This is a genomic window from Streptomyces sp. JLBG701 (genome assembly GCF_058544905.1).
In genome coordinates, this window is sequence record NZ_CM178588.1 from 6204565 (window position 1) to 6220401 (window position 15837).

11 protein-coding genes are annotated in these 15837 nt (G+C 69.0%); 6 read left to right on the plus strand and 5 right to left on the minus strand.

What is annotated here, in order from left to right:
* Positions 1-115 precede the first annotated feature (115 nt).
* The gene (locus AC5DRG_RS28750) at positions 116-2416 is read right to left on the minus strand and encodes a (Fe-S)-binding protein (RefSeq protein WP_491802338.1); all 2301 of its coding nucleotides are present in this window, start codon (positions 2414-2416) and stop codon (positions 116-118) included.
* 216 nt (positions 2417-2632) lie between these two features.
* Here AC5DRG_RS28750 and AC5DRG_RS28755 point away from each other — a divergent pair, with 216 nt between their 5' ends.
* The 6 genes from AC5DRG_RS28755 (at position 2633) to AC5DRG_RS28780 (ending at position 8501) form a co-directional block, all read left to right on the plus strand.
* On the plus strand, positions 2633-3100 hold the full coding sequence (locus AC5DRG_RS28755) for a hypothetical protein (protein ID WP_491802339.1): 468 nt from the start codon (positions 2633-2635) through the stop codon (positions 3098-3100).
* 107 nt (positions 3101-3207) lie between these two features.
* Positions 3208-4236 (plus strand): MraY family glycosyltransferase, encoded by a 1029-nt coding sequence (locus AC5DRG_RS28760; RefSeq protein ID WP_491802340.1) that lies wholly within the window; start codon positions 3208-3210, stop codon positions 4234-4236.
* Positions 4237-4330: 94 nt separating this feature from the next.
* Entirely contained in the window at positions 4331-6175 is a 1845-nt protein-coding gene (gene dnaK / locus AC5DRG_RS28765; RefSeq protein ID WP_491802341.1) for a molecular chaperone DnaK, read from the plus strand.
* Positions 6172-6828: a nucleotide exchange factor GrpE gene (grpE, locus tag AC5DRG_RS28770; RefSeq protein ID WP_491802342.1), complete on the plus strand. Its 657-nt coding sequence runs from the start codon at positions 6172-6174 to the stop codon at positions 6826-6828. Before dnaK ends, grpE begins: the two co-directional genes overlap by 4 nt.
* A 33-nt stretch (positions 6829-6861) precedes the next feature.
* Positions 6862-8043, plus strand: coding sequence for a molecular chaperone DnaJ (dnaJ, locus tag AC5DRG_RS28775; protein WP_491802343.1), 1182 nt, complete (start codon positions 6862-6864; stop codon positions 8041-8043).
* A 5-nt stretch (positions 8044-8048) separates the two neighbouring features.
* Entirely contained in the window at positions 8049-8501 is a 453-nt protein-coding gene (locus AC5DRG_RS28780; protein WP_491802344.1) for a heat shock protein transcriptional repressor HspR, read from the plus strand.
* A gap of 70 nt (positions 8502-8571) precedes the next feature.
* On the opposite strand, the gene AC5DRG_RS28785 is transcribed toward AC5DRG_RS28780, so the two are convergent.
* The 4 genes from AC5DRG_RS28785 to AC5DRG_RS28800 form a co-directional block, all read right to left on the minus strand.
* Positions 8572-10629: a fibronectin type III domain-containing protein gene (locus tag AC5DRG_RS28785; protein WP_491802345.1), complete on the minus strand. Its 2058-nt coding sequence runs from the start codon at positions 10627-10629 to the stop codon at positions 8572-8574.
* A 49-nt stretch (positions 10630-10678) separates the two neighbouring features.
* Entirely contained in the window at positions 10679-12400 is a 1722-nt protein-coding gene (locus tag AC5DRG_RS28790; RefSeq protein ID WP_491802346.1) for a PA14 domain-containing protein, read from the minus strand.
* 83 nt (positions 12401-12483) lie between these two features.
* A complete protein-coding gene (locus AC5DRG_RS28795) occupies positions 12484-14139 on the minus strand; it encodes a PA14 domain-containing protein (protein ID WP_491802347.1) in 1656 nt (551 codons plus the stop codon).
* Positions 14136-15830: a fibronectin type III domain-containing protein gene (locus tag AC5DRG_RS28800; protein ID WP_491802348.1), complete on the minus strand. Its 1695-nt coding sequence runs from the start codon at positions 15828-15830 to the stop codon at positions 14136-14138. Before AC5DRG_RS28800 ends, AC5DRG_RS28795 begins: the two co-directional genes overlap by 4 nt.
* Positions 15831-15837 lie beyond the last annotated feature (7 nt).

The following is a 15837-nucleotide window of genomic DNA, read 5'->3' on the forward strand; positions in this document are numbered from 1 at the left end:
GGGCAATCCGGCATAGCCCTCTTAGACGACGAATTCCGGAAGCCAAAAACCCCGTGCCCCTGGCGTGAACCAGGGGCACGGGGTCAATCCCGAATATCGGTCGGCTACTTACCGCCTACTTCACCGGCTGCGGCTCCGGCGCGTTCTCCGCGTCCGCCTCACCCGCCGGAGGCTCCTCCTCGGCCGGTGTCTTCACGGACTCCAGGAGCAGCTGGGCCACGTCGACGACCTGGATGGACTCCTTGGCCTTGCCCCCCGCGGCGGAGCCGCTATCGGATTCAGCCTTCTTGCCGTTGACCGAGTCGGTCAGCATTACGAGGCAGAACGGGCAGGCAGTGGAAATGATGTCCGGGTTGAGGCTGAGGGCCTCGTCGACGCGCTCGTTGTTGATGCGCTTGCCGATCCGCTCCTCCATCCACATCCGCGCACCACCGGCGCCACAGCAGAAGCCGCGCTCCTTGTGGCGGTGCATCTCCTGCTGACGCAGGCCGGGGACGGCGGTCATGATCTCGCGCGGGGGCGTGTAGATCTTGTTGTGGCGGCCCAGGTAGCAGGGGTCGTGGTACGTGATGATGCCCTCGACCGGCGTGACCGGGATCAGCTTGCCCTCGTCCACCAGGTGCTGGAGCAGCTGGGTGTGGTGGATGACCTCGTAGTCGCCGCCGAGCTGCGGGTACTCGTTGCCGATGGTGTTGAGGCAGTGCGGGCAGGTGGCGACGATCTTCTTGGCCGACTTCGGCTTCTTCGTCGACTCGTCCTCGTCGTCCTCGCCGAAGGCCATGTTCAGCGCGGCGACGTTCTCCATGCCGAGCTCCTGGAAGAGGGGCTCGTTACCGAGGCGGCGGGCCGAGTCGCCGGTGCACTTCTCGTCGCCGCCCATGATCGCGAACTTGACGCCCGCGATGTGCAGCAGCTCGGCGAAGGCCTTGGTGGTCTTCTTGGCGCGGTCTTCGAGGGCGCCGGCGCAGCCGACCCAGTACAGGTACTCGACCTCGGAGAGGTCCTCGATGTCGCGGCCGACGACCGGGATCTCGAAGTCGACCTCCTTCGTCCACTCCAGGCGCTGCTTCTTGGCGAGCCCCCAGGGGTTGCCCTTCTTCTCCAGGTTCTTGAGCATCGTGCCGGCCTCGCTGGGGAAGGCGGACTCGATCATCACCTGGTAGCGGCGCATGTCGACGATGTGGTCGATGTGCTCGATGTCGACGGGGCACTGCTCGACACAGGCGCCGCAGGTGGTGCAGGACCACAGGACGTCGGGGTCGATGACGCCGTTCTCCTCGGCGGTGCCGATGAGGGGCCGCTCGGCCTCGGCGAGAGCGGCGGCCGGAACGTCCTTGAGCTGCTCCTCGCTCGCCTTCTCCTCGCCCTCCATCGACTTGCCGCCACCGGCGAGCAGATAGGGCGCCTTGGCGTGCGCGTGGTCGCGCAGCGACATGATCAGCAGCTTGGGGGAGAGCGGCTTGCCGGTGTTCCAGGCGGGGCACTGCGACTGGCAACGCCCGCACTCGGTGCAGGTGGAGAAGTCCAGCAGGCCCTTCCAGGAGAACTGCTCGACCTGGGAGACACCGAAGACGTCGTCCTCACCAGGGTCGGTGAAGTCGATGGCCTTGCCGCCGGACGTCATCGGCAGCAGGGCGCCCAGGGCCGTCTCCCCGGTCGCGTTCCGCTTGAACCAGATGTTCGGGAAGGCGAGGAAGCGGTGCCAGGCGACACCCATGTTGGTGTTGAGCGAGACGACGATCATCCAGACGAACGACGTCCCGATCTTGATCATCGCGGTGAGGTAGACGAGGTTCTGGAGCGTGGGGACGCTCAGTCCCTTGAAGGCGAGGACCAGCGGGTACGAGGCGAAGTACCCGGCCTCGTAGTGCTCGACGTGGTGGATCGCGCCTTCCAGGCCGCGCAGCACGTAGATGGCGAGGCCGATGGTGAGGATGACGTACTCGACGAAGTACGCCTGGCCCGACTTGGAGCCCGCGAAACGGGACTTGCGGCCGGCCCGGGAGGGCAGGCTCAGCAGGCGGATGACCATCAGGACGACGATGCCCAGGATGGTCATGACACCGATGAACTCGATGTACATCTCGAACGGCAGGAACTCGCCGATGACCGGCAGCGTCCAGTCGGCCTGGAAGAGCTGGCCGAAGGCCTGGGCGAGGGTCGGCGGCAGCGTCAGGAAGCCCACGGCGACGAACCAGTGGGCGAAGCCCACGATGCCCCACCGGTTCATCCGGGTGTGGCCGAGGAACTCCTTCACCAGCGTCACACTGCGCGCGTACGGGTTGTCGGTCCGGGCTCCGGCCACCACCGGCTGGCCGAGCTTGAAGTACCGGACGAATTGACCGATGGCGCGTGCGAGCAGCGCGACGCCGACCACGGTCAGAACCAGCGACACGATGATCGCGGCGAGTTGCATTTCGGGGCTCCTCGGGCCTGCGAGGGTCATTACTAAGCGGTAACTTATGCAGTCCGTCTGAGACTACCCATATCTTCCGCCGCACTGTAGCCAGGTGCACCGTGATCTGGGTCGCTGAGGGTTGCCTGAGTCGCGGGCGTCGGCGTACACAGTGGTGCGACCGATCAATGGATCACCGGAGGAGAGGGCCGTGCTGCCCAAGAGAAGAACCGTACGGTGACCCGGGTCCTACGCCGCGCAGCGGCCCTCGTCCTCGCCCTCCAGGCCCTCGACGGGATGTTCCTGGTCTGGAGTTCCACGGTAGGTGGCGGTCGGGTGGTGTGCGGGTGGGAGGCGGTCGCCGACGGCGGCGGATGTCCGACCTCGACCATCCGGTACGGCCTGTTCGCGGGAGCCGTGCTGCTCGGTCTGGCCCTGCTGATCGCGGCCGTACTGCTGGCCGAGCCGCGACTGGCCCGGCCGCTTCCCCGAGGGGCGGCCGCGGCCCTGCTCGCGCTCGCCCTGGCGGTCCAGCTGTGCCGGCTGGGCAGCTGGCTCTCCCCGGCCCGCTGGGACTACGGCTCGTCCGGGTGGGGTGACCTCGCCGAGGAGCTCGTCAGCCTGGTCGCGGCGGCGTTCGTCGCGGTGGTGTGCGCGGGGGTGGTCAGACAGGCGCTGCGCCGGTGGCGGAGGCCGGCGGGCTGACGTACGCCCCTCTCCTGATGGACATATCGACGATTCCGGGCAGACGGATCGACGATCCGATCGTGTTATTCATCCGCTTTTGCGGCATTCGCACTTAACTTGGACCCGTGCTCTACGGGATCCTCGCCGCCACCACCGCCCTCCTCCTCGCCGCTCTCCTCGCCGCCCTCCTCCGGCTGCCCGCCCTGCGCCTCGGCGTTCTCGACCGGCGGCGGGCGCGGCCGGTGCCGATGTTTGGTGGGGTGGCCGTTGTCGGGGCCACGGGGGTGGTCGCCGGGGTTGGGGAGTGGACCGGGGTTGCTCCGTTGGGGGAGGGGGTCGGCGAGTTGCTGGTCGCCGGGGGTGTCGTCGCCGGGTTCGGGCTTGTCGCGGATGTGTGGCGGCTGAAGGCTCGGTTTCTGCTTGGCGGTACGGTCGTGGCGGCCGCCTGGGTCGTGCCGTACGGCGAGATCGGGGTCGCCGGTGGGGTGTTGGCCGCGGGGTGGATCGTGTGTGTCGCGCTTGCCTTCAAAGCGCTCGATCATGCCGACGGGCTGGCCGGGACCGTGGGGGTCGTCACCGCCTTTGGGGTCGGGGCGTGTGCGGCCGTGGAAGTGATGGACGGGCTGGCCGTGTTGTTGAGCGTGCTGGCCGCCGCGCTGACCGGGTTTCTCATGCACAACTGGCATCCCGCGCGGATCGCGCTCGGGGCGTGCGGGTCTCTGTTCACCGGGTTCGTGCTCGCTGCCGCGGCGGTGATCACCCGGACCGGGCATGACCTCGCCTCCGGCGTCGGGGTGCTGTCGGCGCTCACTGTCGTGGCCGGTGCCGATGCCGTACTCGTCGTCGTGTCGCGGAGGTTGGCCGGGCGGCCGTTGCTGCGGGGCGGGCCCGATCATCTCGCGCACCGGCTGCGGCGGCTCGGGCTGACCCCGCGCGGGGCGGTGCTGTTGCTCGGGGTCGGCGCCTTTGCCGGGGTGCTCGTCGCGGTGCTCGCGCACACCGGGTGGGCCGGGGAAACGGCGCCTCTGTGGGTGGTGGCGGTGGCGCTGATGGTCGTAGGGGGACTGTTGAGGGTCTCGGTGTACGGGCCTCGGCGGCGGGTCGTGCCCGCGTCGCCGCAGGTCACAGGCCAGTTGCGTGTAAGGAACGGATAAGAGTTGAGTGCCCTCGACTCAGCTCTGTTGACCGGGCGCCGGACGTGATGCACACTTGAGTCCGTTCCACTCAAGTCAGCTGGAGGAAATCACCATGGCACGTGCGGTCGGCATCGACCTGGGCACGACGAACTCGGTCGTCAGCGTTCTGGAGGGCGGCGAGCCCACCGTCATCACCAACGCCGAGGGTGCCAGGACCACGCCGTCCGTCGTCGCCTTCGCGAAGAACGGCGAGGTGCTGGTCGGCGAGGTCGCCAAGCGCCAGGCGGTCACCAACGTGGACCGGACCATCCGCTCCGTGAAGCGCCACATGGGCACGGACTGGAAGATCGAGCTCGACGGGAAGCAGTTCAACCCGCAGCAGATGAGCGCCTTCATCCTGCAGAAGCTGAAGCGCGACGCCGAGTCCTACCTGGGCGAGAAGGTCACGGACGCGGTCATCACCGTCCCGGCCTACTTCAACGACTCCGAGCGCCAGGCGACGAAGGAAGCCGGCGAGATCGCCGGTCTCAACGTCCTTCGTATCGTCAACGAGCCCACCGCGGCCGCGCTCGCGTACGGCCTCGACAAGGACGACCAGACGATCCTCGTCTTCGACCTCGGTGGCGGCACCTTCGACGTGTCCCTGCTGGAGATCGGTGACGGCGTCGTCGAGGTCAAGGCGACCAACGGCGACAACCACCTCGGTGGTGACGACTGGGACCAGCGCGTCGTCGACTACCTGGTCAAGCAGTTCTCGGCCGGCCACGGCGTGGACCTCGGCAAGGACAAGATGGCCCTCCAGCGCCTCCGCGAGGCCGCCGAGAAGGCCAAGATCGAGCTGTCCTCGTCCACCGAGACCTCGATCAACCTGCCCTACATCACGGCCTCCGCCGAGGGCCCGCTGCACCTGGACGAGAAGCTCACGCGCGCCCAGTTCCAGCAGCTGACGGCCGACCTGCTGGAGCGCTGCAAGACGCCGTTCTTCAACGTCATGAAGGACGCCGGCGTCTCCATCAACGAGATCGACCACGTCGTCCTCGTCGGTGGCTCCACCCGTATGCCCGCCGTCGCCGAGCTCGTCCGCGAGCTGACCGGCGGCAAGGACGCCAACAAGGGCGTCAACCCGGACGAGGTCGTCGCCATCGGCGCCGCCCTGCAGGCCGGTGTCCTCAAGGGTGAGGTCAAGGACGTCCTGCTTCTCGACGTCACCCCGCTGTCGCTTGGTATCGAGACCAAGGGCGGCATCATGACCAAGCTCATCGAGCGGAACACGACGATCCCGACCAAGCGGTCCGAGATCTTCACCACCGCCGAGGACAACCAGCCCTCCGTGCAGATCCAGGTCTACCAGGGCGAGCGCGAGATCGCGGCGTACAACAAGAAGCTCGGGATGTTCGAGCTGACCGGTCTGCCGCCGGCCCCGCGCGGTGTCCCGCAGATCGAGGTCGCCTTCGACATCGACGCCAACGGCATCATGCACGTGACCGCGAAGGACCTCGGCACGGGCAAGGAGCAGAAGATGACCGTCACCGGTGGCTCCTCGCTGCCGAAGGACGAGGTCAACCGGATGCGCGAAGAGGCCGAGAAGTACGCGGAGGAGGACCACGCCCGCCGCGAGGCCGCCGAGACCCGCAACCAGGGCGAGCAGCTCGTCTACCAGACGGAGAAGTTCCTCAAGGACAACGAGGACAAGGTCCCCGGCGACATCAAGACCGAGGTCGAGGCCTCCGTCGAGGAGCTCAAGGCCGCGCTCAAGGGCGAGGACACCGCCGAGATCCGCACGGCCACCGAGAAGGTCGCGGCCGTCTCGCAGAAGCTCGGCCAGGCCATGTACGCCGACGCCCAGGCCGCGCAGGCCGCCGGTGGCGCCGACGCCGGTGCCGAGGCCCCGAAGGCCGACGACGACGTCGTGGACGCGGAGATCGTCGACGACGAGCGCAAGGACGGTGCCGCGTGACCGAGGAGACTCCGGGCTTCGAAGAGAAGCCCGACGTCCCCTCCGGCGCCACCCCCGAAGACGCCGAGCCGCAGGCCGCCTCCCCCTCCGCGGGGGAGGGGGCGGCCCCGGCCGGGGACGCAGTACAGATCGCAGGCCTGACGGCCCAGCTGGACCAGGTACGCACCGCGCTCGGTGAGCGCACCGCGGACCTCCAGCGGCTCCAGGCCGAGTACCAGAACTACCGCCGCCGCGTCGAGCGGGACCGGATCACGGTCAAGGAGATCGCCATCGCGAACCTCCTCACCGAACTCCTCCCCGTCCTCGACGACATCGGCCGCGCGCGGGATCACGGCGAACTCGTCGGCGGATTCAAGTCCGTGGGGGAGTCGCTGGAGACCGTGGCGGCGAAGCTGGGACTCCAGCAGTTCGGCAAGGAGGGCGAGCCCTTCGACCCGATGATCCACGAGGCCCTCATGCACTCGTACGCGCCGGACGTCACGGAGACGACCTGCGTGGCGATTCTGCAGCCCGGGTATCGCTTCGGTGAGCGCACCATCCGCCCCGCGCGGGTGGCGGTCGCCGAGCCGCAGCCCGGGGCCACGCAGGTGGTCAAGGCCGAGGAAGGTGCCGAGGCGGGCGAGGACAAGGACAACGGCCCTGAGGAGGGCTGACGTAAACAGCGAGTGGAAGGAGGGACGTCGGGGATGAGCACCAAGGACTTCATCGAGAAGGACTACTACAAGGTCCTCGGCGTCCCCAAGGACGCCACCGAGGCCGAGATCAAGAAGGCGTACCGGAAGCTCGCCCGCGAGTTCCACCCGGACGCCAACAAGGGCAACGCCAAGGCGGAGGAGCGGTTCAAGGAGATCTCCGAGGCGAACGACGTCCTCGGTGACCCCAAGAAGCGCAAGGAGTACGACGAGGCACGCGCCCTCTTCGGCAACGGCGGGTTCCGCCCGGGGCCGGGCGCGGGCGGCGGCAACTTCAACTTCGACCTGGGCGACCTCTTCGGAGGCGGCACCCAGGGCGGCCAGAGCCCCGGCGGCTTCGGCGGCGGGATCGGTGACGTCTTCGGGGGCCTGTTCAGCCGCGGCGGCGCGGGCACCGGCACGCGTACCCAGCCCCGGCGCGGCCAGGACATCGAGTCCGAGGTCACGCTGAGCTTCACGGAGGCCATCGAGGGCGCGACGGTTCCGCTGCGCATGTCCTCGCAGGCGCCGTGCAAGGCCTGCTCGGGCACCGGCGACAAGAACGGCACACCGCGCGTGTGCCCGACCTGCGTCGGCACCGGCCAGGTGGCGAGGGGTTCAGGCGGCGGTTTCTCTCTGACCGACCCCTGCCCGGACTGCAAGGGCCGCGGCCTGATCGCCGAGCACCCCTGCCTGGAGTGCAAGGGCAGCGGCCGGGCCAAGTCGTCCCGGACGATGCAGGTCCGGATCCCGGCGGGCGTCACCGACGGCCAGCGGATCCGCCTGCGCGGCAAGGGCGCACCGGGCGAGCGGGGCGGCCCGGCGGGCGACCTGTACGTCATGGTCCACGTCGACGCCCACCCGGTCTTCGGCCGCAGGGACGACAACCTGACGGTGACGGTCCCGGTGACGTTCGCGGAGGCGACCCTCGGCGGCGACATCCGCGTCCCGACCCTGGGCGGCCCGTCGGTCACCCTGAAGCTGCCCCCGGGCACCCCCAACGGCCGCACCATGCGCGCCCGCGGCAAGGGCGCGGTTCGCAAGGACGGCACCCGGGGCGACCTGCTGGTCACCGTAGAGGTGAGTGTCCCGAGGGACCTGACGGGGAATGCTCGTGACGCGCTGGAGGCGTATCGCGAGGCCACCGCGGACGAGGACCCGCGGGCCGAGCTGTTCCAGGCAGCGAAGGGAGCTTGATCGAGATGGACGGCCGTCGACGCAACCCTTATGAACTGACCGAGGAGACCCCGGTCTACGTCATCTCGGTGGCGGCCCAGCTCTCCGGCCTGCACCCGCAGACGCTCCGCCAGTACGACCGCCTCGGCCTGGTCTCCCCCGACCGCACCGCCGGCCGGGGCCGCCGCTACTCGGCCCGCGACATCGAACTCCTGCGCACAGTGCAGGCGTTGTCCCAGGACGAGGGCATCAACCTCGCCGGCATCAAACGCATCATCGAGCTGGAGAACCAGGTCGCGGCCCTGCAGTCGAGGGTGGCGGAACTGGAGTCGGCGTTGGACGGCGCGGCGGCGGCGATGCAGCAGCGGGAGGCGGCGGTGCATGCTTCGTATCGGCGGGACTTGGTGCCGTACCAGGAGGTACAGCAGACGAGTGCGCTGGTGGTGTGGCGGCCCAAGGGGCGGCAGTCCTCGGACTGACGGCGTGTGACATGCGAAAGGGGCCCGGAGGTTCATCGACCTCCGGGCCGCTTTCGTGTGCTCGGGATGCTCAGGGCGCCAGGGCCACCCAGGCGTCGCCGGGCTTGGATTCGGTGCCGTCGGCGTGCAGGGCGGTCACCCAGTAGAAGTGGGTGGTGCCGGCGGCGGCCGTGGTGTCGGTGTACGAGGTGCCGGTGACCGGGTCGGCGGTCAGGGGCTCGTACGCAGCGGTGGCCGGGTTCCAGCGGTAGACGCGGTAGCCGGTTATGTCGTCCCCGTAGTACGAGCTGGACAGGTTCCACGTGAGATCGACGCCGGTCGAGCCCTCGACACCGGCCTGGGCGCTCACGCTGACCAGCCAGTCCGCGGGGGTCTCCACGGTGGGCCGCAGGTCGTACTCGGTGACGGTGGTGGACACCATCTTGTCGGCCGACGTGTAGTTGGAGTTGCCCGAGGTGTCCACCGCGTCCACGAAGTACGTGTGATTCTCGCCGTCTTGGAGGTTCGCCGAGTCGACGAGCCGGCTGGTGCCCGCCTTGACCGTGCCCACGTGCGTGTACTGGGTGCCGTCGTCCACCGTGCTGAGCCGGAACACGTTGTACTCGGCCAGGTCGGCGACCGGGCTGTCGTCCCAGTCCAGGACCGTGCCGTACTCGGTGGCGGTGGCCGTGAACCCGGTGACGAGCGGCGGGGCGGTGCCGTCGCCGTAGCCGTGGGAGATGGTCTGCGAGGGAGCCGACTCCCGCCCGAGCGCGTCGACGGTCGTCACCCAGTACACGTAGAAGCCGTCGTTCGGGCTCGGCACGACCGTGGTGTCGGTGCAGGTGTAGGTGTGGCGGGTGCCGTAAGCGGTGTCGGTGAGCGTCGGGGCGCAGGGCACCACCTGCGAGTCGACGACGTCGAACGTGCCGGTCGCGTTGTCGAAGCGGCGCTCCTCGCGGTGGACCCGGAACTCGTCCGGCGCGTAGGGCGACACGTCCCAGGTCAGATCGACGCCGCCGCCGTCCTCCGGCCGGTTCTCCGACTTCCAGAAGTAGGGCACGGCGAGCGGCCGGGCGAACGACACCACCGACGAGTACCCGGTGTTGCCCGCCGCGTCGGTCGACGCGATCTTGTAGTAGGAGGTCTCCCCGTACGGGGCGGTGTCATCGACCGCGGAGTTGCCCAGGTTGGTCTCGGCCACCTCGAAGGGCCCGTTGGGCGAACCGGCCCTCAGCAGCTGCGTCGTCAGCATCGCCTCACCGGGCCACCACGTAAGGGTCACCCCGTCCAGGGCCGACTCGCCGACGACGGTCAGCTCGGTGACGGTCGGCGCGATCCGGTCCGCTGTGGTGACGAGCTGGTCGGCACTGCCCCCGGACTCCAGGCCGGCCTTGTCCACGGCCCGCACCTCGTAGTAGTGCGCGTGGCCGGAGGGCACGAGAGCCTCCGTGAACGACGTGCCGGTCAGCAGGCTGCCTCCGCTGACCAGATGCCAGTCGGTGTACCCCTTCGTCCGCCGGTAGACGCGGTAACCGGCGAGGTCCATCTCCTTGTTCTTTGCCCAGGTGAGTTTGGCCTTGCTGGCGGCCGAGTCGTACGTCACCGACGCCCCCGTCGGGGCCAGCGGCTTGACCTTGTCGACGGTGGCCGAGGTGCGGGGCGTGTACGTGAACTTGACCTTGGCGGCGCCGGTCCAGTTGACGTAGTCGACGCGGAGGGTGTGCTTGCCCTTGGGGATGGTGAGGTTGACGGTCTTCTTGACCGTCGTGGATACGTTCTTCCAGAGGCTGATCTTGCGGGTGCCGTCCAGGTAGACGCGGATGCCGTCCAGGCCCGAGGCGGTGAGGGAGAAGGGTCCGCCGGAGCCGAAGTCCCGTGTCACCGTCCAGCGGACGCCGAAGTTGTTCGACGGCAGGCCTGAGGCCGGAGCACCGCTCCAGCTCTGGTCGATCGTGCTGTCGCAGTCCGTCTTCTTCGCCGTGCCGGAGAAGGTGGTGTTGGCGAAGAACTGCCGCTTGTAGACGGGCGAGGTGCAGGTGGTCGCGGCGGAGGCCGGGACGGTGACGGCGGCGAGCAGGCCGCCGGCGGTGGCGAGCACGACGGCGGTGGCTGCCGCGGCGGTCGTGCGTCGTCTGGCTGAGTTCATTCGGTCCTTCAGTCCATGGTGGGGCGGTACGTCAGGGTTCGGTTTCAGATCACTGCGCGGGCGTGGGCGCGGTTGCCGCCCAGTCGCCCGCCGGCACGGACTCGGTGCCGTCCGCGGCCAGGGTGGTCACCCAGTAGAAGGACGTGGTGCCGCGCTGGACGCCGGTGTCGAAGTAGGAGGAGACATCGCTGCCGAGGTCGGCGATCTTCTCGTACGTCTCGGTCGCGGGGTTCCAGCGGTAGACGCGGTAGCCGGTCGTCTCCTGGGAACTGGCGCTCCAGTTCCAGTCGAGGTAGTTGCCCTCGTCGCCCTCCGCTCCGGACGCGTCCAGTTCCAGCGGGGAGCCCTCCGGAGTCGCGACGCTCGGCGTCACGTCGAGTTCCGTCGCCGTGATGATGTTGGCCTCGCCGGTCGTCTTCCAGGCGGACCACCAGTTGTCGTCGTAGGCGTCCACGAAGAGGCAGGCTTCCTCGCCGTCGGGCAGGGTCGCGTACTCGTACGACGTGGTGTCGGCGGACAGCCACTCCACCTCGTGCACGGAGCAGACCTTCTCCTCGTCGTCGCCCAGGAGCTCACCCCGGTAGACGAGGTACCGCCCGAGGTCGGGCGCCGGGTTCGGGTCCCAGGACAGGGAGAAGCCGTACTCGGTCGGCGTGGCCGTGAGCCCGGTCACCGCGGGTGGTGCGGTGCTGTCCGGGCGGGTGGCCTCGATGGCGGCGGAACGGGCGGATTCGTTGCCCGCCGCGTCCAGGGCGGTCACCCGGTAGGTGTAGGTGCTCTCCTCCACCGCCGAGGTGTCCAGGTACGTGGCCGTAGTCGCGTCCCCGATCTTGACGTACGAGCTGCTCCCGCTCGGCGCCCGGTACACGCCGTACGACGCCGCTCCGGTGACCGCGGTCCATTCGAGCCGGATTCCGCTCAGGGAGAGGGAGGTCTCCAGCCCGGTGGGCACGGCGGGGGCGGTGCGGTCGGCGGTGGTGACGGGCTTGTCGGCGGTGCCGGCGGACTCGTTGCCCGCTTTGTCGATCGCGCGGAGCTCGTAGTAGTACGTGTCGGCGCCGGTCACCGGGAGGGTGGTGTCGGTGTACGACGTGGAGGTGGTCGTGGCGAGGGGGGTGCTGCCGAATGCGGTCCCCTGCGGGCGGCGGTAGACGCGGTAGCCGGCGAGGTCCATTTCCTTGTTCTTGGACCAGGCGAGTGTGGCTTTGCCGGTGGCGGTGTCGTATGTCGCCGTGGTGCCCGTCGGGGTCAACGGTTTGACCTTGTCGACGGTGGGCGAAGTGCGGGGCGTGTACGTGAACTTGACCTTGGCGGCGCCGGTCCAGTTGACGTAGTCGATCCGCAGGGCGTGCTTGCCGGACGGGATGGTGACGTTGACGGTCTTGCTCACGGTCGTGGAGGTGTTCTTCCACAGGTTGACCTTGCGAACGCCGTCGACGTACACCCGTATCCCGTCGAGCCCGGACGCGGCAAGAGCGAAGGGCCCGCCGGAGCCGAAGTCCCGGGTCACGGTCCAGCGGACGCCGAAGCTGTTCTTCGGAAGGCCGGCGGCCGGAGCGCCGCTCCAGCTCTGGTCGACGGCGCTGTCGCAGTCGGTCTTCTTCGGGGTGCCCTTGAAGGTGGTGTTGGCGAAGAACTGCCGCTTGTAGACCGGGGAGTTGCAGGTTGTGGCGGCCGAGGCGGTCACGGCGGCGCCGCCGAGCAGGCCGCCGGCGGTGGCGAGTACGACGGCGACGGATGCGGCCGCGGTCGTACGTCTGGCTGGGTTCATTCGGTCCTTCAAGTCCTGTTATCGGGCCGGGACATGGTTGTACGGGTCAGGCGGGCAACTCGGGAGGGGGCTCCCAACGGGTTCTAGCGGGAGACCATGACCTCCACCGAACCCGCCTCGCCCGTACGGCCGTAGGCATCCACCGCGGTCACCGTGACGGTGCACGGGCCGGTGTACTGAGGGGTCCACGCGATGGTGGCCGACGTCGTCAGCTGGGTGCCGCTGGAGCCGCAGGCGCCGGAGATGTCCCAGGAGTACCCCTGCAGCACGCGACCCTCGTCACCGGCTCCCGGCTTGACGCCGACCTGGATGGGGGAACGCGTGCCCCCCTCGGAGACCACGGTCAGCTGTGGTGCGGCCGGCCCGGTCGCGGTGGCCGGGGTGAGGCGGTCGACGGTGACCTGTGCGCTGGGCACCGACTCGACGCCCGTGTCGTCGAGGGCGACGACGTAGTAGAACGCGGCCCCCTGCGGGGCGGAGGTGTCGTCGTAGGACGTGCCCGACGCCCCCGCGGTGCCCACCAGGCCCCAGGCGCCGTTGGCGGAGGTGCGGCGGTAGACGTGGAACCCGGTGACCGTGCCGTCCTCCGACGGCGTCCACGTGAGGTGGGTGGAGGCGTCGCCGGGCTCGCCCTCAAGGGCGGACGGGGCGGGCGTGGTGGACGCCACGGGGCGCGTCACCGTCACGGCTTCGGAGGACGGTGAGATGTTCCCTGCGACGTCGACGGCCTGAACGGTGTACGTGTAAGCAGTACCGGCGTCCGCGATGAGATCCGTGTACGACGTCTCGAACACGGGCTGGGGACCGTCCGGGTCACTCTGCCCCACCGGCGCGGCCCACACCTCGTAGTGGTGGACGTCCTTCGAAGAGGCCTGCCAGGAAAGGGCGTTGCCCGCGGTGGTGCCGAGCGCGGTGACCCCGGTGACCCGGTCGGGCGCCGTCAGGTCGACCGTCGTGACGGCCTTGTCGGCGGTACCCGTCGACTCGTTGCCGGCCTTGTCGTAGGCGCGAACCTCGTAGTAGTAGGTGTCGCCCGCCTTCGGGAGGGTGGTGTCGGTGTACGACGTGGAGGTGGTCGTGGCGAGGGGCGTACTGCCGAAGGTAGTCCCCTGAAGGCGGCGGTAGACGCGGTAGCCGGCGAGGTCCATTTCCTTGTTCTTCGTCCAGGTGACCTTGGCCTTGCCGGTCGTGGTGTCGTACGTCGCGGTCGGACTGGTCGGGCTGAGCGGTTTGACCTTGTCGACGGTGGCCGAAGTCCTGGGCGTGTAGGCGAACTTGACGTTGGCCTTGCCGGTGATGTTGATGAAGTCGACGCGAAGGGTGTGCTTGCCCTTGGGGATGGTGACGTTGACGGTCTTCTTGACCGTCGACGTGACGTTCTTCCAGAGGTTGATCTCGCGGGTGCCGTCGAGGTAGACGCGGATGCCGTCTTGGGCGGACGCGGTGAAGGAGAACGGCCCGCCGGAGCCGAAGTCCCGTGTCACGGTCCAGCGGACGCCGAAGTTGTTCGACGGGAGGCCAGAGGCGGGGGCGCCGGTGCCCCAGTTCTGGTCGATGGCCGAGTCGCAGTCGGTCTTCTTCGGCGTACCGGAGAGGGTGATGTTCGCGAAGAACTGCCGCTTGTAGACCGGCGATGCGCAGGTGGTCGCGGCGGTGGCGGGCGCGGCGGCGGTGGCGAGGAGCCCGCCGGCGGTGGCGAGCACGACGGTGGTGGCTGTCGTGCGGATGGTGCGGGTCATTCGGCGCTCTCCGGTTCGGTCACGGTGACGTAGGAAAAGTCTTCGCCGGTGGGGAAAAGGGAGTTGCCGGCCGTGTCCACGGCGAGGACAGCCCAGCGGACGGTCTCGCCCTGCGGCTCGTAGATCTCGTGGACGTAGGACACCAGCGGCTCGTCCTCCCAGCTCTGCTGTACGTCGTTCCACAGCTCGTACTGCCAGACGCTGTCGACCAGCACGCCCCGGTAGACGTCGTAGTGGTCGACGTCCTCCTCCGTGCTGCGCTGCCACACCAGCTCGATGTCACTGCCGTCCATGGCGCCCCGCAGCCCGTCGACGGCCGCAGGGGCGAGTCCGGTGGCCGGTGCGGTGCCGGTGACCGGGGCCGAAGGGACGGACTCGTGATCGGCGATGTCCACGGCGGTCACCGTGTACGCGTACGAGGTGCTGTGGCGGACGTCGGTGTCGGTGAAGGAGGTCTGCCTGACCGGGACTTCCTCGACGAACCAGCCGTTCCGGTAGATCCGGAAGCGCCAGAGGTCCTGGGTGACGGGAGTGGTGGCCGCTTTCCAGGTGAGGGTGACGCCCGTGTCGGCCTGTGTGGTGGCCGTCAGCACGGTGGGTGCGGACGGCGCGTGGTCGTCGCGCGAGACCCACGCGGGCGCGGACTTCGCGGACTTGTTGCCGGCGCCGTCGACGGCGGTGACCCAGTACTCGTAGCTCAGGGTCTCCTTGGCGGTGGTGTCGAGCCACGAGGTGGTCGTCACCTTCGCCACCTCGACGACGGGGTTCTCGCCGTCGTACTGCCACTGCCGGTGCACGAGGTACTGCGTCGCTCCCGGTACGGCGTTCCATGCCACCGTGATGCCCGGCTGTCCGTCGGTCGCCGTGACGCCCGAGGGGACCGCGGGCGCGGTCTTGTCCGGCGTGGTGACCGGGCGATCGGTGCTGCCCGTCGACTCGTTGCCGGCCTTGTCGTAGGCGCGGACCTCGTAGTAGTACGTGTCGCCGGTGGCGGGCGGGGTGTTGGTGTAGGAGGTTCCCGTCGTGGTGGTCAGCCGCTTCCAGCTGTCGCTGCCCTTGAGTCGGCGGTAGACGCGATAGCCGGCGAGGTCCATCTCCTTGTTCTTGGACCAGGTGAGCTTCGCCTTGCCGGTGGCGGTGTCGTACGTGGCTTTGGCGCCGGTCGGGGCGAGGGGTTTGACCTTGTCGACGGTGGCCGAAGTGCGAGGCGTGTAGGCGAACTTGACGTTCGCGGACCCGGTCCAGTTGGCGTAGTCGACGCGGAGGGTGTGCTTGCCGGAGGGGATCGTGAGGTCCACGGTCTTCTTCCGGGTGTTGGAGACGTTCTTCCAGAGGTCGATCTCGAGGCTGCCGTCGACGTAGACGCGGATGCCGTCCTGGGCTTCGGCGGCGAAGGAGAACGGGCCGCCGGAGCCGAAGTCGCGGGTGACGGTCCAGCGGACGCCGAAGTTGTTGGCGGGGAGTCCGGAGGCGGGGGCTCCGGTGCCCCAGTTCTCGGCGATCTTCGCGTCACAGTCGGTCTTCTTCGGGGTGCCGGAGAAGGTGGTGTTCGCGAAGAACTGCCGCTTGTGGACCGGCGAGGTGCAGCTGGTGGCGGCGGACGCGGACACGGCCGTACCGAGCAGGCCGGCCGCGGTGACGAGTACGACGGCGGTCGCGGTTGCGGCCGCCGTGCGTCTGGCTGGGTTCATTCGGTTC

What these genes read in the sequence shown, in the direction of transcription:
- AC5DRG_RS28750 (WP_491802338.1), bottom strand. Translation starts at nt 2,416, where the DNA reads ATGCAACTCGCCGCGATCATCGTGTCGCTGGTTCTGACCGTGGTCGGC.
- dnaK (WP_491802341.1), top strand. Translation starts at nt 4,331, where the DNA reads ATGGCACGTGCGGTCGGCATCGACCTGGGCACGACGAACTCGGTCGTC.
- dnaJ (WP_491802343.1), top strand. Translation starts at nt 6,862, where the DNA reads ATGAGCACCAAGGACTTCATCGAGAAGGACTACTACAAGGTCCTCGGC.
- AC5DRG_RS28780 (WP_491802344.1), top strand. Translation starts at nt 8,049, where the DNA reads ATGGACGGCCGTCGACGCAACCCTTATGAACTGACCGAGGAGACCCCG.
- AC5DRG_RS28785 (WP_491802345.1), bottom strand. Translation starts at nt 10,629, where the DNA reads ATGAACTCAGCCAGACGACGCACGACCGCCGCGGCAGCCACCGCCGTC.
- AC5DRG_RS28790 (WP_491802346.1), bottom strand. Translation starts at nt 12,400, where the DNA reads ATGAACCCAGCCAGACGTACGACCGCGGCCGCATCCGTCGCCGTCGTA.
- AC5DRG_RS28795 (WP_491802347.1), bottom strand. Translation starts at nt 14,139, where the DNA reads ATGACCCGCACCATCCGCACGACAGCCACCACCGTCGTGCTCGCCACC.
- AC5DRG_RS28800 (WP_491802348.1), bottom strand. Translation starts at nt 15,830, where the DNA reads ATGAACCCAGCCAGACGCACGGCGGCCGCAACCGCGACCGCCGTCGTA.